Genomic DNA, 17,998 nt, shown 5'->3' with positions numbered 1-17,998 from the left:
ACAATGTTCTGTGGTGTACCCAACATTGTGAACGACACAAAAACCTGTGGGAGCTGGCTTGCCAGCGATGAGGCCCTCCCATTCACCCAAAACCCCGAGCAAATCTTGCGTTCGATAATCGCCCAAAAACCGCTTCCGCCGATTGAATCCCCACCACCGCCCCCCGCACCATTCGCTCCACAAAACCAATAACAACAGGTTCGACACCATGCTCCCGCGCCCTGCCCCGTCCGGCTGATTGCCGTCGTTTCACCTCTGAACACTTTTCATGTTTGCACTCCGAAAACCGGTGTCAGCGCACCTGTTCGCCTTAAAAAAACAAGAGAGACCCGAGCCCATGACAACATCCCCTGCGCCTTACGCAATTCCCGGCCTGATCGCCCTGGCCCTGGCCGGCGCGGCGCTGCCCGCAGCGGCTGAAGAAGCCGGCTTCATCGAGGGCGCCAAGGTCAATCTCAACCTGCGCAACTTCTATATCAACCGTAACTTCACCAACCCGACCAAGGCTCAGGGCAAGGCTGAAGAGTGGACGCAGAGCTTCATCCTCGACGCCAAATCCGGCTTCACCCAAGGCACCGTCGGCTTCGGCATGGACGTGCTGGGCCTGTATTCGGTAAAGCTTGATGGCGGCAAAGGCACGGGCGGCACCCAATTGTTGCCGCTGGACCATGACGGTCGTCCGGCGGACAACTTCGGTCGCACCAACGTCGCTTTCAAAGCCAAGCTTTCGCAGACCGAAGTGAAGGTCGGCGAGTGGATGCCGGTGCTGCCGATCCTGCGTTCGGACGATGGCCGCTCATTGCCACAGACCTTCCGTGGCGGGCAGATCACGTCCAAAGAAATCGACGGCCTGACCCTCTACGGCGGCCAGTTCCGCGCCAACAGCCCGCGCGATGACAGCAGCATGAGCGACATGTCGATGACCGGCAAAGCGGCGTTCACCTCTGATCGCTTCAACTTTCAGGGCGGCGAATACGTTTTCAACGAAAAACGCACACAGATCGGCCTGTGGAACGCCGAACTCAAGGACATCTACAGCCAGCAATACGTCAACCTGATCCACAGCCAGCCGCTGGGCGACTGGACGCTGGGCGCCAACCTCGGCTTCTTCTACGGCAAGGACGATGGCAGCGCCCGCGCCGGCGACCTCGACAACAAAACCTGGTCAGGGATGTTCTCGGCGAAGTACGGCGGCAACACCTTCTACGTCGGCCTGCAGAAACTCACCGGCGACAGCGCCTGGATGCGCGTCAACGGCACCAGCGGCGGCACGCTGGCCAACGACAGCTACAACGCCAGCTACGACAATGCGCAGGAACGTTCCTGGCAAGTACGCCATGACTACAACTTCGTCGCGCTGGGCATCCCCGGCCTGACCCTGATGAACCGCTACATCAGCGGCGACAACGTGCACACCGGGACCATCACCGACGGCAAGGAGTGGGGCCGCGAATCGGAACTGGGCTACACCGTGCAGAGCGGCGCGCTTAAGGATCTGAACGTCAGATGGCGCAACTCGACCATGCGCCGGGACTTCAGCAACAACGAGTTCGATGAGAACCGCTTGATCGTCAGCTACCCGATCAGCCTCCTCTAAACACCGACCCACCCCTGTAGGAGCTGCCGCAGGCTGCGATCTTTTGATCTTAAAAACAAGATCAAAAGATCGCAGCCTTCGGCAGCTCCTACATTGGAATTCTCGCCATTGGTCAGGAGAAGTGGCACTTTGCCGGCCGGCAGGTAAAGTGACAAAACCTGAAGGAGTCAGGTGCTTCACCTTTCCGCTTCCGTCGTCGTAGTCGGTCCTCAAGCTGGGAGCCAGGTTGTCATCGGAAGACACCATCGATCACTGGAGGACCACCTCAATGATCTCTCGTCTTGCAACACCCGACTGGGACGCCAAGGCGTACCAGCAGTTTTCCCGTCTCAGGCAACGCCCGGTCAATGAATTGCTCGACCGTGTTGACCTGCCAAATCCTCAACGCATTTACGACCTTGGCTGCGGCACCGGCATTGCCACGCAGTTGTTGGCCAAACGCTGGCCGCGCGCGCAGTTGCAGGGGATCGACAGCTCGGCACAGATGCTCGCAGAAGCGCGCTGTCTGCCGCTCAGGGCATCGTGGAAACACTGCGATCTGCTCGATTGGCAACCGGAGCAGCCGGCGGACCTGCTGCTCGCAGCCGCCGTGCTGCACTTTATCGAGGGCCATGAAACGCTGCTGCCGCATCTGCTCGGTTATCTGAATCCCGGCGGTTGTCTGGCGGCGCACATGCCGGACTGGCGCGATGCGCTGTGGTATCGGCTGATGCTCGACACTCTCGAAAATGGCGGCCCCGGTGGCACGCCAATGGGCACACCTGAACTGCGCCAGCGCATGGCCGCGCGGCCGTTGTTGGCACTGGAGGATTACTACCGCTTGCTCGCGCCGCTGACCTCATCCCTGGATATCTGGGAGACCGAGCAGTTGCAGGTGGTTGACGGCAAATCGCCAATTTATGACTGGGTGAAGGTCTCGGCGCTGCGGCCGGTGATGCAGGCGCTGGATTCAGCGGAACAGGCGCGGTTTATCTATCACTACCTGATGCGGGTGCATAAGCATTATCCGCAGGAGGGGGATGGGCATACGTTGTTTGCGTTCAAGCGGATATTCATCGTTGCCACGGTTTGATTGGTCGCGGCACTATTGCTATCGCTGGCAAGCCAGCTCCCACAGGGATTTTCAGCGAACACAGATTTTGTGCACACCTGAAAAACCTGTGGGAGCTGGCTTGCCAGCGATGGCGTCAGCTCAGGCAACATCACTCCCGGGATTCGACTCCTAGCTCATCCCAAACCGATTCAGCCAGATGAAACGTCGCATTCGCTGCCGGAATCCCGCAGTAGATCGCGCTCTGCATGATCACTTCCTTGATCTCACCCCGGCTCACGCCGTTATTGGCCGCCGCGCGCAAGTGCAGTTTCAGTTCGCCTTCGCGGTTCATGCCGATCAGCATGGCGATGGTGATCAGACTGCGCGTATGACGTGGCAAGCCCGGTCGCGTCCAGATATCGCCCCACGCATGCCGGGTGATCATTTCCTGAAACTCCGAGTTGAACTCGGTCAGCGTGGTCAGGCTGCGATCGACATGGGCATCGCCCAGCACCGCGCGACGCACTTGCATGCCGTCGTCGTAACGTTGTTTCTCGTCCACAAAAACTTCCTCACTTAGCCCGCAAAAACGCCAACACACGATCACTGAAGTCCACGCCAGCCTGCACGTTGGACAGGTGCGCCGCATAGAACTCGGCGTATTCGGCGCCGCGTACATGTTCCTGAATAAAGTGCCCACCGGACGGCGGCGTCACCGCATCTTCAGTGCCGGCAATCACTAGCAACGGCACGTTGATCGAAACCAGTTGCTCGCGGAAATCCGCATCACGCACCGCTGCGCAGTTAGCCGCATAACCTTGCGGCGAGGTGGCCGCGAGCATGTCGGTAATCTGCTTGGCCGCTGCCGGATGAGCAGCCGAAAAGTCCGGGGTGAACCAGCGGGCAATCGATGCATCACGCAGGGCCACCATCGCTGCCGCACCGTCACGCAGCACGGTTTCGATGCGTGGATTCCACACCGACGGATCACCGATTTTTGCCGCGGTATTGCAGACGATCAGCTTATGCAGCCGATGCCCGGCATTGATCCCCAGCCACTGGCCGATCAGGCCTCCCATCGACAGCCCACAAAAATGCGCACGCTCAATGTGCAGTGCATCCAGCAAACCGAGCACGTCATGACCGAGTTGCTCGATGCTGTAAGGACCCGGCGTCACCAGCGATTCGCCGTGGCCACGGGTATCGAAACGCAGCACGCGAAAGTGCTCGGTAAACGCCGGCATCTGCGCGTCCCACATGTGCAGATCAGTGCCTAGCGAGTTGGAGAGCACCAGCACCGGCGCATCGACCGGGCCCTCGATTTGATAATGCAGTTCGCCATCGGCGAGTTGAACGAAAGCCACAGCCCTCTCCTTTCAGACAGACAATGCGTTGTGTTCGGCCACCGCGCGCTCGACCCAGGTTTTTGCCTGGCCGAGGTAATGAGCGGGGTTCAAAAGTTGATCAAGTTCAGCGCTGCTCAACTCGGCGGTGACTTGCGGTTCGTCACCGAGCACGGCGCGCAAATGGCGCTGCTCGGCCACCGCGCGTTTGCAGCATTGTTCGAGCAGGTGATGCGCGGCGTCGCGGCCGACACGCTGGGCAAGGACGATGCTGACGGCTTCGGCCAACACCAGCCCCTGAGTCAATTCGAGGTTGCGGGCCATGCGTGCGGCGTCGACTTCCAGACCGTCGGCGAGCAAGCGTGCCTGTTGCAGCGAACCGGAAACGAGGCAGCAAATCTCCGGCAGGGTTTCCCATTCGGCATGCCACAGACCGAGGCTGCGCTCGTGCTCCTGGGGCATCGCGCTGAACAGCGTCGAGACCAGACCCGGCACCCGCGTCGCTGCGCCGATCAACACCGCCGCGCCCACCGGGTTGCGTTTGTGCGGCATGGTCGACGAACCACCCTTGCCCGGTGCCGATGGCTCGAACACCTCAGCCGCTTCAGTCTGCATCAACAGGCTGATGTCGCGGCCGAATTTGCCCAGGCTGCCGGCGATCAAACCCAGCACCGCGCCGAACTCGACCACGCGATCACGCTGGGTGTGCCACGGCTGTTCCGGCAAGGTCAGTTGCAGTTCTTCAGCCAGCGCTTCGGCAATCGGCAAGGCCTGTTCGCCCAACGCGGCGAGGGTCCCGGAAGCGCCACCGAATTGCAGCACCAGCAAACGCGGCTTGAGTTCACGCAAGCGCTGACGGCTGCGATTCACCGCGCCCAGCCATCCGGCGATTTTCATGCCGAGGGTTACCGGCGTCGCGTGTTGCAGCCACGTGCGCCCGGCCAACGGCGTCGCCGCATGACGTTGCGCCTGGATCGCGAGGGAATCAGCGAGTTGCGAGAGATCGTTCTCGATCAACGCCAGCGCCTGACGCAATTGCAACACCAGCCCGGAATCCATCACGTCCTGACTGGTCGCGCCCAAATGCACATAACGTTCGGCTTCAGCGTCGCTGGCAGCAATCTGCTTGCCCAATGCCTTGACCAGCGGAATCGCCGAATTGCCGGCCGTGGCAATCGCCTCGCCCAGCACCGCGAAGTCATACAGACCAGCGCTGCATGCCGCCGCAATCGGTGCCACAGCGGAAGCTGGAATCAACCCGACCCGCGCCTCGGCCCGGGCCAGCGCCGCTTCGAAGTCGAGCATGGCCTGCACGCGGCCCTGATCGCAGAACACCTCACGCATATCGCGGGCAGTGAAATAGGCATCGAACAATTGATTGCCCGGTCGCTGAGTCATAAACAGTCCTTGCCGGCGCGGGCCCTGACGACCCGCGCACTTCGGGTTAGAGATCGTGGTGCAAATACGCCGCCTGTTTCGGCAAGCGCAGACTGAACAGGAAGGCGATCGCCATCATGGCCGTAACGTACCAGTAGAAGGAATTTTCCATGCCGATGTTCTTCAGGCTCAGGGCGACGAATTCCGCCGAACCGCCGAAGATCGCGTTCGCCACCGCATAGGCCAGACCAACGCCAAGGGCGCGGACTTCCGGCGGGAACATTTCGGCTTTTACCAGGCCGCTGATCGAGGTGTAGAAACTGACAATCGCCAGCGCCACGGTGATCAATACAAACGCGAGGAACGGGCTGCTGACGCTTTTCAGGCTCAACAGAATCGGCACGGTGAACAGCGTGCCGAGCGCGCCGAACCAGAGCATCGAATTACGGCGGCCAATCTTGTCAGCAAGCATGCCGAACAGCGGCTGCATGCACATATACAGGAACAGCGCGCCGGTCATGATGTAGCTGGCGGTCTTGGCGTGCATGCCAGCGGTGTTGACCAGGTACTTCTGCATGTAGGTAGTGAAGGTGTAGAAAATCAGCGAACCACCGGCGGTGTAACCGAGCACGGTGATGAACGCGGCTTTGTGATCGCGGAACAGTGCGCTGATGCTGCCGGCGTCTTTATGCGCGCGGGTTTCCTTGTTGGTGGTTTCTTTCAGCGAACGACGCAGGAACAGCGAAATCAGCGCCGCCACCGCACCGACCACAAACGGAATCCGCCAGCCGTAGGCACGCAGGTCTTCTTCGGTGAGGAATTGCTGCAGGACCACCACCAGCGACACCGCCAGCAGTTGTCCGCCGATCAGGGTCACGTACTGGAACGAGGCGAAAAATCCACGCTGGCCCTTGAGGGCAACTTCGCTCATATAGGTCGCGGTGGTGCCGTACTCGCCGCCGACCGACAAGCCTTGCAGCAAGCGTGCGAACAACAGCAGGACCGGTGCCCAGACGCCGATGTCCTTATAGGTCGGCAGGCAGGCAATCAGCAACGAGCCGAAGCACATCATCAGAATCGAGATGAGCATCGAATTCTTGCGCCCGTGCTTGTCGGCGACCCGGCCGAAAATCCAGCCACCAATCGGGCGCATCAGGAAGCCGGCGGCGAACACGCCAGCGGTATTGACCAGTTGCACCGTCGGGTTGTCGGAGGGGAAGAACGCCGGGGCGAAATAGATCGCGCAGAAAGCGTAGACGTAGAAGTCGAACCATTCGACGAGGTTGCCAGACGAGGCGCCGACAATGGCAAAGATGCGCTTGCTGCGCTCTTCACCGGTGTAATGGGAGGTGGTCGTTGTCATTGTTTTTCACTCGATAGGGACAGTGAGAGTCTAGACATACTTTGCAACAGTCCCGTTCCACATCCTACATCGATCGTTCCCACGCTCCGCGTGGTAACGCATCCGGTGACGCTCCGCGTCACAGTGGACGCGGAGCGTCCATGGCGGCATTCCCACGCAGAGCGTGGGAACGATCATGTAGAAGCTGCCGCAGGCGGTGATCTTTTGATTTTAATAATCGAAGAACACCGTCTCGGCATCAGTGCCCTGCAGAATCACATTCCACTGGTAAACACCCGAGGCGTCCTGCTTGGCCAGCAACGTGCTGCGACGCTCGGCCGGCACACATTCGAGTAACGGATCATCAACGTTGGCCGGCTCGCCTTCAAAGTAGATCCGCGTCAGCAAGTGTTTGACCAAGCCACGGGCAAACACCAGCACCACCAGATGCGGCGCCTGGGTCGAGCCCTTCAGCCCCTCAACCGTGCCCGGTTTGATGGTGGTGAAACGGAAGCGCCCTTCAGCATCCACCGGCACCCGGCCAAAACCTTCAAAGTGCGGATCAAGCGGTTTGTCCTGCTCGTCTTCCGGGTGGTCGTATTTGCCGGCAGCGTTGGCCTGCCAGACTTCGAGCATGGCGTCGTTAACGACATCGCCGTTGCCATCCACCACTTGCCCGGTGATTGCCACGCGCTCACCGAGGGTTTGCTCAACGGTGAGGTCTTCACGGTTCAGCCAGGTCAGGCCGATGTGGTAGTACGGCCCGACGGTGTGGGACGTGGTCGCAGTCAGCGTCATCTTATTTCTCCATCGGCGTGGCTTCACGCCCGCGCAGCACGATGTCCCAGCGATAACCGAGGGCGTAGGACGGAATGGTTTTTTCCAGATCGAAACTGGCGATCAGGCGTTCCTTGGCCGAGGTGTCCGGCACGCAGTTGTAGATCGGGTCATAGGCCAGCAGCGGATCGCCCGGGAAATACATTTGCGTGACCAGACGCGTGAGGATGCTCGGCCCGAACAGCGAGAAGTGGATATGCGCCGGGCGCCAGGCGTTGTGATGGTTACCCCAAGGGTAGGCGCCGGGCTTGATGGTCTGGAACTGATACCAGCCATCGGCGTCGGTGACGGTGCGGCCAGTACCGGTGAAGTTCGGGTCCAGCGGCGCGTCGTGCAGGTCGCGCTTGTGGTTATAGCGGCCGGCGGCGTTGGCCTGCCAGATCTCCACCAGAATCCCCGGCACCGGCAGACCGTTTTCGTCGAGCACGCGGCCGTGAATGATGATGCGTTCGCCCTGCGGCTCGCCTTCATGCTGGGCGGTCAGGTCGTTATCGGTGTCGCCCACGCGCTCGGCGCCGATGGTCGGCCCGGTGATTTCCGACAGCGAGTGCGGCAGAAACACCAATGGTTTGGACGGCGAGCGCAGGTTGGTGGATTGATACGTCGGGTGCAGGTACTCAGGCTGAGTGCCTTCCTGCGGACGACGGTAACCAGGCTTGTCAGACATGTCGCTTTCCTCTGTTCTATTTCGTCACGGCTTGCGTCAGACGCGTTCGATGGCCAGGGCCAGACCTTGGCCGACACCGACGCACATGGTCGCCAGACCTTTCTTGCCACCGGTCTTTTCCAGCTGATGCAGCGCGGTCAGCACCAGACGCGCACCGCTCATGCCCAACGGGTGACCAAGGGCAATCGCCCCGCCGTTCGGGTTGACCTGCGCGGCGTCATCCGCCAGACCCAGTTCACGCAGCACCGCCAAGCCTTGGCTGGCAAATGCTTCGTTGAGTTCGATCACGTCGAAATCGCTGACCGCGACGCCGAGACGCTCGATCAATTTGCGCACCGCCGGTACCGGGCCGATGCCCATCACCCGAGGTGCGACACCGGCGCTGGCCATGCCGAGCACTTTGGCGCGGGCGGTCAGGCCATGTTTTTTTACCGCGTCGGCGGAAGCCAGAATCAGTGCGGCAGCACCGTCGTTGACGCCAGAAGCATTGCCGGCGGTGACGGTTTTGTCTGGGCCGTTGACCGGTTTCAATTTGGTCAACGCTTCAATCGTGGTGTCAGCGCGCGGATGTTCGTCCTGGCTGACCACGGTTTCGCCCTTCTTGTGGGCGATCCGCACTTCGACGATTTCTTCGGCGAAGTAGCCCGCAGCCTGCGCGGCAGCAGTGCGTTGCTGACTGCGTAGAGCAAACGCGTCCTGATCGGCGCGCGACACTTTATAGTCGTCGGCGACGTTGTCAGCGGTCTGCGGCATCGCGTCGACGCCGTACAGCGCCTTCATCAACGGGTTGATGAAACGCCAGCCGATGGTGGTGTCTTCCAGCTTCATGTTGCGCGAAAACGCTGCGTCAGCCTTGCCCATCACGAACGGCGCGCGGGACATCGACTCGACGCCGCCGGCAATTGCCAACTCCATCTCGCCGCTGGCGATGGCGCGGAATGCGGTGCCGATCGCGTCCATGCCCGAAGCGCAAAGACGATTGAGCGTCACGCCCGGTACGCTTTCCGGCAGGCCCGCCAGCAGCAGGGCCATACGCGCAACGTTGCGGTTGTCTTCACCGGCCTGGTTGGCGCAACCGAGGAAGACTTCGTCGATGGCATTCCAGTCCACCGATGGATTGCGTTCCATCAGGGCCTTGATCGGCACAGCGGCCAGGTCATCGGCGCGGACGGCGGACAAACCGCCGCCGAAACGGCCGATCGGGGTGCGAATCGCGTCGCAGATATAAACGTCACGCATCATGCTTCTCCCGGTGCCTGGCCGTGGGCGGCGGCAGTACGCGCTTCGAGATCGCGCAGCGCAGTCAGTTCGACTTCAGTCGGTTCAGCGGTGTTTTCAACATGCTCGGCAAAACGAATCGCCCAACCGGTGGCCGCGACCACTTGCTCGCGGGTCACGCCCGGGTGCAGCGCGGTGACCACGAATTCGTGGGTGCCTTCTTCCGGTTCCATGATGCACAGGTCGGTGATGATCCCGACCGGCCCGGCGCCCGGCAGGCCCAGACGTTTACGCGAGTCGCCGCCTTCGCCGTGACCGACTGAGGTGATGAAGTCGAGCTTGTCGACAAACGAACGCGCCGACTGTTTAAGGATGATCAACACGCTTTTTGCCGAACCGGCAATCTCCGGCGCGCCACCGGCCCCCGGTAGACGCACTTTCGGCGAGAAGTAATCGCCAACCACGGTGGTGTTGATGTTGCCGAAACGGTCGACTTGCGCAGCACCGAGGAAACCAACGTCAATGCGTCCGCCCTGCAACCAATAGCGAAAAATCTCACCGGTCGGTACGACGGTGTCAGCGGTTTCAGCGAGCTCGCCGTCACCAATGGACAGCGGCAACACGCTTGGCTTGGCGCCAATCGGGCCCGACTCGTAGATCAGCACCACGTCCGGCGACGAGGTCAGGCGCGCCAGGTTGGCGGCTTTCGACGGCAGGCCGATACCGACGAAGCACACCGAGCCGTTCTTCAGGCGACGGGCCGCCGCGACGGTCATCATTTCATTGGTGGTGTAAGTCATTACTTGGCCTCCGAAGCAGCGGCCAACTTGGCCTGGAACGCGCTGAAGTCAGCGCAGCCATGGATGTATTCGTTGATCCACGCAGTAAACGTTTCACGGTCACGGGCAATCGGGTCCCACGCCTGATAGAAACGATTGTCGCGCTCGGTGTAACCGTGGGCGTAGGACGGGTGCGCGCCGCCGGGTACGTGGCAGACTGCGCTCAAGGCCCAGGTCGGCAGCACGCAGGCATTCATCGGCGCGTTGAGGTTGTCGACAATCTCTTCCACGGTGACGATGCAGCGTTTGGCCGCCAGTGCCGCTTCTTTCTGCACACCGAGAATGCCCCACAGCAGCACGTTGCCCTGACGGTCGGCTTTCTGTGCGTGGATCACGGTCACGTCCGGGCGCACCGACGGCACCGCCGCCAGCACTTCACCGGTGAACGGGCAGGTCACGGTTTTGATCAGTGGATTGACCTTCGGCAGGTCGGAGCCGGCGTAGGCGCGCAGCACCGCGAACGGCAGGCCGGATGCGCCAGCGACGTAGGCATTGGCCAGGTCGGCATGGCTGTGCTCTTCGATTTCGAGAGCATGCGGCCATTGTTTCTCGACCGCGTCACGCAGGCGGTGCAGCGAACCGACGCCCGGGTTGCCGCCCCAGGAGAAAATCAGTTTGCGTGCGCAACCGGCGCCGATCAGTTGGTCGTAGATCAGGTCAGGTGTCATCCGCACCAGCGTCAGATCTTTCTTGCCCTGACGAATGATTTCATGACCCGCTGCTGTAGGGATCAGGTGAGTGAAGCCTTCGAGTGCGACGGTGTCACCGTCGTTGACGAATTGCTTCACCGCGTCGTGCAGCGAAAGGATCTCAGCCATGGAGCGGGCTCCTGTTTTTGTAATGAATCGCCAGTGATAAAAAGGCGCGAGGTTCAGCGCCGGAGTCACTGCAGATTAAGCCTGGGAAAATCGCCAAACAATCCGATAATCGACTGAGTGTTCGTTTATCGAACAGATTGTTGTCAGCCTATCGGTTCGTGTTTTGATTGATCGTTCCCACGCTCCGCGTGGGAATGCAGCCCGGGACGCTCCGCCTCCCAAAGCAGACGCAGAGCGTCTATTGAGGCGTTCCCACGCAGAGCGTGGGAACGATCATGCGCTGATACTCAGGTCGCATCCGCATGACTGACCATGCCTTTGATCACCACCGCAGTAGTCGCCAATGCCGCCGGAATCACCAACGCCGTCAACACCTGCTCGAAATTCCAGCCCAGGCCCAACAATGTCGCGCCCATCCATGCCCCGAGAATCGCGCCAAAGCGGCCAATCCCCAGCATCCATGAGACCCCGGTCGCCCGCCCTTGGGTGGGATAAAACCGCGCCGCCAGTGACGGCATCGCCGATTGCGCACCGTTCACGCACATCCCCGCCACCAGCACCAAAGTCGCCAGCAACGTGATGTTGCCCAGGCTCTGCCCCACCGCGTAGGCAAACACCCCGGCCAGCAGGTAGAAAATGCCGATGACCTTGTGCGGATTGAAGCGGTCCATCGCCCATCCCACAGCGACCGCGCTCAACACCCCGCCGAACTGGAACAACGCGCCAATAAATGCGGCTTGCTCCATGCTCGCGCCGCTGTCACGCATCAGTGTCGGCAACCAACTGGTCAGCAGATAAACAATCACCAGGCCCATGAAGTAGGTTAGCCACAGCAGCAAGGTGCCAGTGCTGTAAGTGCCGGAGAAGATCACCGCGAACACGTTGCGCGCCTTGACGGTTTTCTGTTCCGGTACGCTGAAGCTCGAGGCCTGAGCGACGGTGACCCGGTCGATCGGCGCCAGGGTCTTGCGCACTTTGTCCGTGCCACGATTGCGCACCACCAGATAACGCGCCGATTCCGGCAGCCAGAACAGCAGCACCACGGCGAGGATCAGCGGCAGGATCCCGCCGATCAGCAGCAGGCTGTGCCAGCCGAACGCCGGAATCAGCTTGGCGGAAATGAACCCGCCACCGGCCATGCCCAGGTTGAAACCGCAGAACATGCTGGTCACCAGCAGCGATTTCTTGCGCTCCGGGGTGTATTCCGAGAGCAGAGTTGTGGCATTCGGCATCCCCGCGCCCAAGCCAAGGCCAGTGAGGAAGCGCAGCACCAGCAGCTGTTCAACGTTGCTGCTGTACGCCGACGCCAGGCTGAAGGCACCGAACAGAACCACCGCGCCAACGAGTACCACTTTGCGCCCGAAGCGGTCAGCCAAAGGCCCGGAACCCAGTGCGCCGAAGACCATGCCAATCAGCGCGGCACTCATCACCGGGCCAAGGCTGGCCCGGTCGATGCCCCAATCCTGCGACAGCGCCGGGGCAATAAACCCCATCGCGGCGGTGTCGAGGCCATCGAGAAAGACAATCAGGAAACACAGGATCACTACGCGCCACTGATAGCGCGAGATCGGTTGGGCATTGATGAAGGTCTGCACGTCGAGGCAGTTACCCACAGCGGACTGAGGCTGGTTCATTATTTTTATTCCACGCAAAAAACGCAGTCGAACGGCGGCCGGCCAGAGAGCGGCACGGTCACAAGAATAGAAGGTCTGGATCAGGCGTTGCGGTGAACCCGGCAACAGCGGATGGGGCGGAGACAGTCGGAGAGCATGCGCATGGTGAGTTGCCTCTTGTCATTATTATGGGAGTCGGCAGTCCGGCGGGCTCATTCACATCAGCGCCGGATGACGCTGCCGCGACATTAATGATCCGAGGGTTTTAGCGTCAATTCGATAAACGCAACACTGTGCGTTTATCGAACAGCTTCATCAGGCGAACAGCTGCGCACTGAGGTCACGACTGGCACTGAGCAGTCCCGGCAGGAAGCGCTGCTCCAGCTCGGTACGACTGACGCGACCGGCGTGGGTGCTGACGTTGAGCGCTGCCACCACCTGGCCGGAAGCGTCGTAGACCGGCACGGCAATCGAACGCAGACCTTGTTCCAGTTCCTGATCGACGATGCACCAGCCTTGCTGCCGCACTTCCTGCAGGCATTCGAGCAAAGCATCGGGCGTGTGAATCGTGCGGCTGGTCTTGGCGACCAGTTCGGCGTGATCGAGGTATTCACGCAGCGAGGTGTCATCAAGGGCTGCCAGCAGAATCCGGCCCATTGATGTGCAATACGCCGGCAGACGGCCGCCCACCGACAGGTCCACCGAAATCAGTCGCTGGGTGGTCGCCGAGCGGGCGATGTAGAGAATGTCGTCGCCCTCGAGCGTTGCCATGTTGCAGGCTTCGTGCAGTTGTTCGCTCATGCGGTCGAGGTACGGCTGAGCGGACACTGCCAACGGCGTCGACGACAGATAGGCGTGGCCGAGGGTCAGCACTTTGGGCAGCAATGAATATGTGCGACCGTCCGTGGTGGCGTAGCCGAGTTTGATCAGCGTATGCAGGCAACGGCGCACGGCGGCGCGGGGAATCTCGGTGCGGTGGCTGATCTGGGCGATAGTCAGATGGCGCTTGCGCTCCTGAAACGCCTGCACCACCGCCAGACCACGAGCCAGCGAAGTCATGAAGTCCGGATCACCGGTCAGCGCCTGGATGCGTTTGGCCGGCGAGGCGACGATCGGCGGCGCCACGGAGGTGAAGGAGTTGCGCATTTGATCGTTCATTTCTTGTCCTTTTATCCGGCACGGATCAATGGGCTATACAAGCGGCTCGCCGACAAATGCACAAGCGTCGGGCTGCAAGATTGGGCGATTATCGAACCGTCGACCGATAATCGCAATCAGCTGATGGGCTAGCCTCTAGCCATTTATGGGGCAAGCCAAACTTTGCGATTATCAGAATCACAGCCTTAGTTGTCCGACTAAATGGCGCCAAAAACAGATCACCCACGCAATAAGCGCCAACACGCACTTCAACTAGTAACAAAAGTTGCGAGTCACAAAACAATCACACATCCGGAACCGTTTTTAACTTGGCAAAGATAGTCATTCCTGAATCGACCGCTATAATGCAGCTCAGTGGCACCTCGTTTTCAATCGCGAGGTCGTCACCCGCTGCGGCGATGCCCATCGCCAACAGCCCGGCCAGCGCCTGACGCGCATTACTCATGCAACGCCTGCGCTCGCTGAAACAGGAAACTGATGCTGCGTCAGTTTTTATCTGGTGCCGTAGCCGCCTGTAACACGGAAGTCTTGATCGCCCCACCGTTCACACCAATGCCTGTCCGGGCGTTGAACTCGCGGTGGCTCCGTTCAATCGATTCGTTGCAGTGCGTTTCACCAGACACTTAACTCAACTCATACAGGTAGCACTGTGACGAAAGACGAACTGCGCGCGGAACTTGAGCGCCAGGAACAACGTTACAAGGAAGTTTACGGCGGGGAAGTCACCACCTACGCCGCTCAGCCCGAACCGGAACGCAAAGCATGGCGTAAACGCCCTACCGTTCAGGATCAGGTCTTCAAGCAGGAAATCGAAAAAATCGAAAAGGAACTCAAAGCCGAAGAGCCTTGAGCCACGGTTTTCGGATCTTTTGAAGGTTTGCGTCCACACCGGTTACAAGCGCGGTGGAACGACGATGCCTTGCGCGCCCGCTACCCGCGGGCAGCGGCCATCATCCGGTCTGACTGACTGAGAACGGGCGTCCTACAGGTTTCACAGATATTTCAGACAAGCGTTTGAGACGTCTGCGCATCGGTAAATTCGCTTGCAAAACAAGCTTTTTATTAAGCAAATCAAACACTTGAAAAACCCTGCAGAACGCTTGGTTTTCATGCGTTGCAACAAATTAAATCGAAGAAGTGTGTAACCGATGAGCAGGGAGGGGATCGATTTCCAGTCTTTTCTGGCATAATCGCGCCCCCTTACGACCGGGTCAGAAAACCTTCATGATCGATTTATTCAGCGGACTGGATGCTTGGGTGCTTGTGAGCCTCTTGCTCGCCCTGACGTTTGTCCTCGCCTTCGAGTTCATCAATGGATTTCATGACACCGCTAACGCGGTAGCCACTGTTATCTACACCAAAGCCATGCCGCCCCACCTGGCGGTGTTCTTCTCCGGTGTGTTCAATTTCCTCGGCGTGCTGCTGGGCGGCGTTGGCGTGGCGTATGCCATTGTCCATTTGCTGCCGGTTGAGCTGCTGATCAATGTGAACACCGGCCATGGCCTGGCGATGGTGTTCTCGTTGCTCGCCGCGGCAATCGCCTGGAACCTGGGCACCTGGTACTTCGGTATCCCGGCTTCCAGCTCGCACACCCTGATCGGCTCGATCCTCGGTGTCGGCCTGGCCAACGCCCTGATCAACGACATTCCGTTGGCCGACGGCGTGAACTGGCAGAAAGCGATCGACATCGGCGCCTCGCTGGTGTTCTCGCCAATGGCCGGCTTCCTGATCGCCGCGCTGATCCTGATCGGCCTGAAGTGGTGGCGTCCGCTGTCGAAGATGCACAAGACACCGGAACAACGCCGCAAGATCGACGACAAGAAGCACCCACCGTTCTGGAACCGTCTCGTTCTGGTGATCTCGGCCATGGCCGTGAGCTTCGTGCACGGCTCCAACGATGGCCAGAAAGGCATCGGCCTGATCATGTTGGTGTTGATCGGTATCGTCCCGGCGCAGTTCGTCCTTGATCTGAACAGCACCACGTACCAGATCGAACGCACTCGCGATGCGACCCTGCACCTGAGCCAGTTCTACCAGCGCAACGCCGACTCGCTGGGTGAATTCCTGGCCCTGGGCAAAAGCGTGGAAGGCGACCTGCCGGAGAAATTCCGCTGCAACCCGCAGCAGACCGAACCGACCATCAGCGCCCTGCTGCACACGCTTAAAGGCGTAGCGGACTATCACTCGCTATCGTCGGAAAGCCGCATTGAAGTGCGCCGTTACCTGCTCTGCCTGGACGACACCGCGAAGAAGGTTGGCAAGCTGCCTGGCCTGGAAGCCCGTGAAAAGGCTGACCTCGACAAGCTGCGCAAAGACCTGACCACCACCACCGAATACGCCCCGTTCTGGGTGATTCTGGCGGTTGCACTGGCCCTGGGCCTGGGCACCATGGTTGGCTGGAAACGCGTGGTACTGACCATCGGTGAGAAGATCGGCAAGCAGGGCATGACCTATTCCCAGGGCATGTCGGCGCAGATCACTACTGCCAGTTTGATCGGTATGGCCAATATCTTCAGCCTGCCGGTGTCGACCACTCACGTGCTGTCTTCGGGCGTGGCGGGCACCATGGTTGCTAACAAGAGCGGCCTGCAGGGTGGCACGGTGCGTACCATTCTGTTGGCGTGGGTGTTGACCCTGCCGGCGACTGTGGCGCTGTCGGCCGGGTTGTTCTGGCTGGCGTCGAAGGCGCTGGGTAGTTGATAGATAGCGGTACTTGAGAAAGGCGCGATTCGAGAGGATCGCGCCTTTTTTTGTGTTTGGGGTTTTGGGATTGGGATTGGGATTGGGGGCATATCCGTTGCTGCGGGTGCTGCCGCTGGCGGTTTCGCTCTTACAGCGAGTCCCTTTTTCAAACGCCAAAAAGGAACCAAAAGGCTTTGCCCCTGGCGTACGGCACTTCGCTGAGGCTCAGTGTTCCCTCGCTACGGTGTCCATCCGGGGGCATCGCCTACGGTTTGCTTCGCTGCACCTCCTCTCGATGTATGCGGCTACGCCGCACGGCGCTACGCGCCTACCCCCGGATGAACACCTTCGCTCGGCCTGCCGATGGGGCAAAAGATCAAAAACCAAAGCAAGATCAAAAGCCAGATCAAAAGCCCCTCACCCTAGCCCTCTCCCGGAGGGAGAGGGGACTGACCGAGGTGTTTGGTAGAGTTACGCCGACGTGAAAGTCCGAGTTGAACGCAAATTTTCACAGGCCCACCATCGGCTCTCTCTCCCTCGGGAGAGGGCTGGGGTGAGTGGCAAGAGCACCAAAAACCCAAAGCCGAACACCCGCTTTTCACCACTCAATAGGCCGAGTGTCAGCTCGCCTGCTTTTGATCTTGATCTGTAAGGCGACGTCGGAAGGCTGAGTGGAGGGATTGATCCGGGCGTGGGAGCGCAGCGACCGTTTGGCGAAGCCAAACACAGCGGAAGGAGGTGCAGCGAAGCAAACCGGAGCCGCTGCGCCCGGATCGATCCCGGAGCGAAGGAACCCGAGCCTGCGAGGGCCGAACGCAGGAGCAAGCCTTTTGGGTTACCTTTTTGGCGTTTGAAAAAGGTGACCCGCCGTAAGGGCGGAACCGTAATCAGCAACACCCGCAAAAACGGATATTCACCCAGAACCCCAGGAGCATGGTCGGCCCAAAGGCCGCCAAGACACAAAAAAAAAGGGGCAACCGAAGTCGCCCCAAAATGCCTTGCGTGCTCATCAATCCAGAAGAATCACTTCTTGCGCTTATTCGCATCCTTCCAGATAAAAAATCCAAACCCTGCAAAAAACAGAACCATCAGCCCTACAGTCAGGACCCCGGCAAACACCACGTTATCGAAAAACATGACTGGCCTCCTGGCCCCTGCTCTGCTGCGATGGGACTAAGTTACCAAACACACAGGCGCACAAATTGACCGGGATCAATACCAGCAACGAAGGGGGATAAAGGAGGGAAAATAACTGACCTGCATCAACGGATGCAGGGGGAGATCAACGCTTTTTCGGCTTGTTTTTCGACTTTTTCTTGGCTTTTCCCAGCGGCATAGCCTGCTCGAACGCTTGGCGCACCTCGTTCAGGCGCTTCTCTTTAATGTCATGCACACGCTTGGCGCGCTCAGTGCTGAGGTCAGTCAATTTGTCGTCTTGGCTCATGGCGTCAGTACATCACTTGAAAGAATCACA

General features: G+C 59.9%; 18 protein-coding genes. 4 read left to right on the top strand and 14 right to left on the bottom strand.

All coding sequences use genetic code 11. The features are described from left to right. The first annotated feature begins 337 nt into the window (after positions 1–337). A complete protein-coding gene (locus tag J0G10_RS07705) occupies positions 338–1,597 on the top strand; it encodes an OprD family porin (protein ID WP_099758209.1) in 1,260 nt (419 codons plus the stop codon). 268 nt (positions 1,598–1,865) lie between these two features. Continuing rightward, the gene (locus J0G10_RS07700; RefSeq protein WP_095125608.1) at positions 1,866–2,669 is read left to right on the top strand and encodes a methyltransferase domain-containing protein; all 804 of its coding nucleotides are present in this window, start codon (positions 1,866–1,868) and stop codon (positions 2,667–2,669) included. Between the two features lie 130 nt (positions 2,670–2,799). Here the strand turns inward: J0G10_RS07700 and pcaC are convergent, their stop codons facing one another. From pcaC to J0G10_RS07640, 12 genes are all read right to left on the bottom strand, one after another. Further along, entirely contained in the window at positions 2,800–3,192 is a 393-nt protein-coding gene (gene pcaC / locus J0G10_RS07695; protein WP_025110738.1) for a 4-carboxymuconolactone decarboxylase, read from the bottom strand. A 10-nt stretch (positions 3,193–3,202) separates the two neighbouring features. Further along, a complete protein-coding gene (gene pcaD / locus J0G10_RS07690; RefSeq protein ID WP_095125609.1) occupies positions 3,203–3,994 on the bottom strand; it encodes a 3-oxoadipate enol-lactonase in 792 nt (263 codons plus the stop codon). Between the two features lie 12 nt (positions 3,995–4,006). Beyond that, positions 4,007–5,371, bottom strand: coding sequence for a 3-carboxy-cis,cis-muconate cycloisomerase (locus J0G10_RS07685; RefSeq protein ID WP_095049155.1), 1,365 nt, complete (start codon positions 5,369–5,371; stop codon positions 4,007–4,009). A 46-nt stretch (positions 5,372–5,417) separates the two neighbouring features. Further along, complete coding sequence (locus J0G10_RS07680; protein ID WP_095049154.1) at positions 5,418–6,713, bottom strand: MFS family transporter; 1,296 nt, start codon at positions 6,711–6,713, stop codon at positions 5,418–5,420. Between the two features lie 210 nt (positions 6,714–6,923). Continuing rightward, on the bottom strand, positions 6,924–7,490 hold the full coding sequence (pcaG, locus tag J0G10_RS07675; RefSeq protein ID WP_150792567.1) for a protocatechuate 3,4-dioxygenase subunit alpha: 567 nt from the start codon (positions 7,488–7,490) through the stop codon (positions 6,924–6,926). Between the two features lies 1 nt (position 7,491). Continuing rightward, positions 7,492–8,196, bottom strand: coding sequence for a protocatechuate 3,4-dioxygenase subunit beta (gene pcaH / locus J0G10_RS07670; protein WP_008080089.1), 705 nt, complete (start codon positions 8,194–8,196; stop codon positions 7,492–7,494). A gap of 36 nt (positions 8,197–8,232) precedes the next feature. Next, a complete protein-coding gene (pcaF, locus tag J0G10_RS07665) occupies positions 8,233–9,438 on the bottom strand; it encodes a 3-oxoadipyl-CoA thiolase (protein WP_176471291.1) in 1,206 nt (401 codons plus the stop codon). Continuing rightward, positions 9,435–10,214, bottom strand: coding sequence for a CoA-transferase subunit beta (locus J0G10_RS07660; protein ID WP_064393051.1), 780 nt, complete (start codon positions 10,212–10,214; stop codon positions 9,435–9,437). Before J0G10_RS07660 ends, pcaF begins: the two co-directional genes overlap by 4 nt. After that, entirely contained in the window at positions 10,214–11,071 is an 858-nt protein-coding gene (locus J0G10_RS07655) for a CoA transferase subunit A (protein ID WP_077571457.1), read from the bottom strand. The genes J0G10_RS07660 and J0G10_RS07655 overlap by 1 nt, the downstream gene beginning before the upstream one ends. Before the next feature lie 287 nt (positions 11,072–11,358). Beyond that, the gene (locus J0G10_RS07650) at positions 11,359–12,705 is read right to left on the bottom strand and encodes an MFS transporter (protein ID WP_220558243.1); all 1,347 of its coding nucleotides are present in this window, start codon (positions 12,703–12,705) and stop codon (positions 11,359–11,361) included. Positions 12,706–12,999: 294 nt separating this feature from the next. Further along, positions 13,000–13,842, bottom strand: a complete 843-nt coding sequence (gene pcaR, locus J0G10_RS07645; RefSeq protein WP_007917109.1) for a pca regulon transcriptional regulator PcaR — start codon at positions 13,840–13,842, stop codon at positions 13,000–13,002. 283 nt (positions 13,843–14,125) lie between these two features. Continuing rightward, positions 14,126–14,287: a hypothetical protein gene (locus J0G10_RS07640; RefSeq protein ID WP_156685510.1), complete on the bottom strand. Its 162-nt coding sequence runs from the start codon at positions 14,285–14,287 to the stop codon at positions 14,126–14,128. A 204-nt stretch (positions 14,288–14,491) separates the two neighbouring features. On the opposite strand from J0G10_RS07640, the gene J0G10_RS07635 reads away from it, so the two are divergent. Then, positions 14,492–14,692 (top strand): hypothetical protein, encoded by a 201-nt coding sequence (locus J0G10_RS07635; protein ID WP_008080067.1) that lies wholly within the window; start codon positions 14,492–14,494, stop codon positions 14,690–14,692. 374 nt (positions 14,693–15,066) lie between these two features. After that, the gene (locus J0G10_RS07630; RefSeq protein WP_007917114.1) at positions 15,067–16,542 is read left to right on the top strand and encodes an inorganic phosphate transporter; all 1,476 of its coding nucleotides are present in this window, start codon (positions 15,067–15,069) and stop codon (positions 16,540–16,542) included. A gap of 1,005 nt (positions 16,543–17,547) precedes the next feature. Here J0G10_RS07630 and ccoM read toward each other — a convergent pair. Beyond that, complete coding sequence (ccoM, locus tag J0G10_RS30115; protein WP_003222396.1) at positions 17,548–17,661, bottom strand: cytochrome c oxidase subunit CcoM; 114 nt, start codon at positions 17,659–17,661, stop codon at positions 17,548–17,550. Positions 17,662–17,806: 145 nt separating this feature from the next. Further along, positions 17,807–17,968, bottom strand: coding sequence for a hypothetical protein (locus tag J0G10_RS07625; RefSeq protein WP_220558242.1), 162 nt, complete (start codon positions 17,966–17,968; stop codon positions 17,807–17,809). Positions 17,969–17,998 lie beyond the last annotated feature (30 nt).

It is taken from the genome of Pseudomonas germanica (assembly GCF_019614655.1).
Lineage (GTDB): Bacteria > Pseudomonadota > Gammaproteobacteria > Pseudomonadales > Pseudomonadaceae > Aquipseudomonas > Aquipseudomonas neuropathica.
This window is presented reverse-complemented; position numbering and strand designations above follow the sequence as displayed.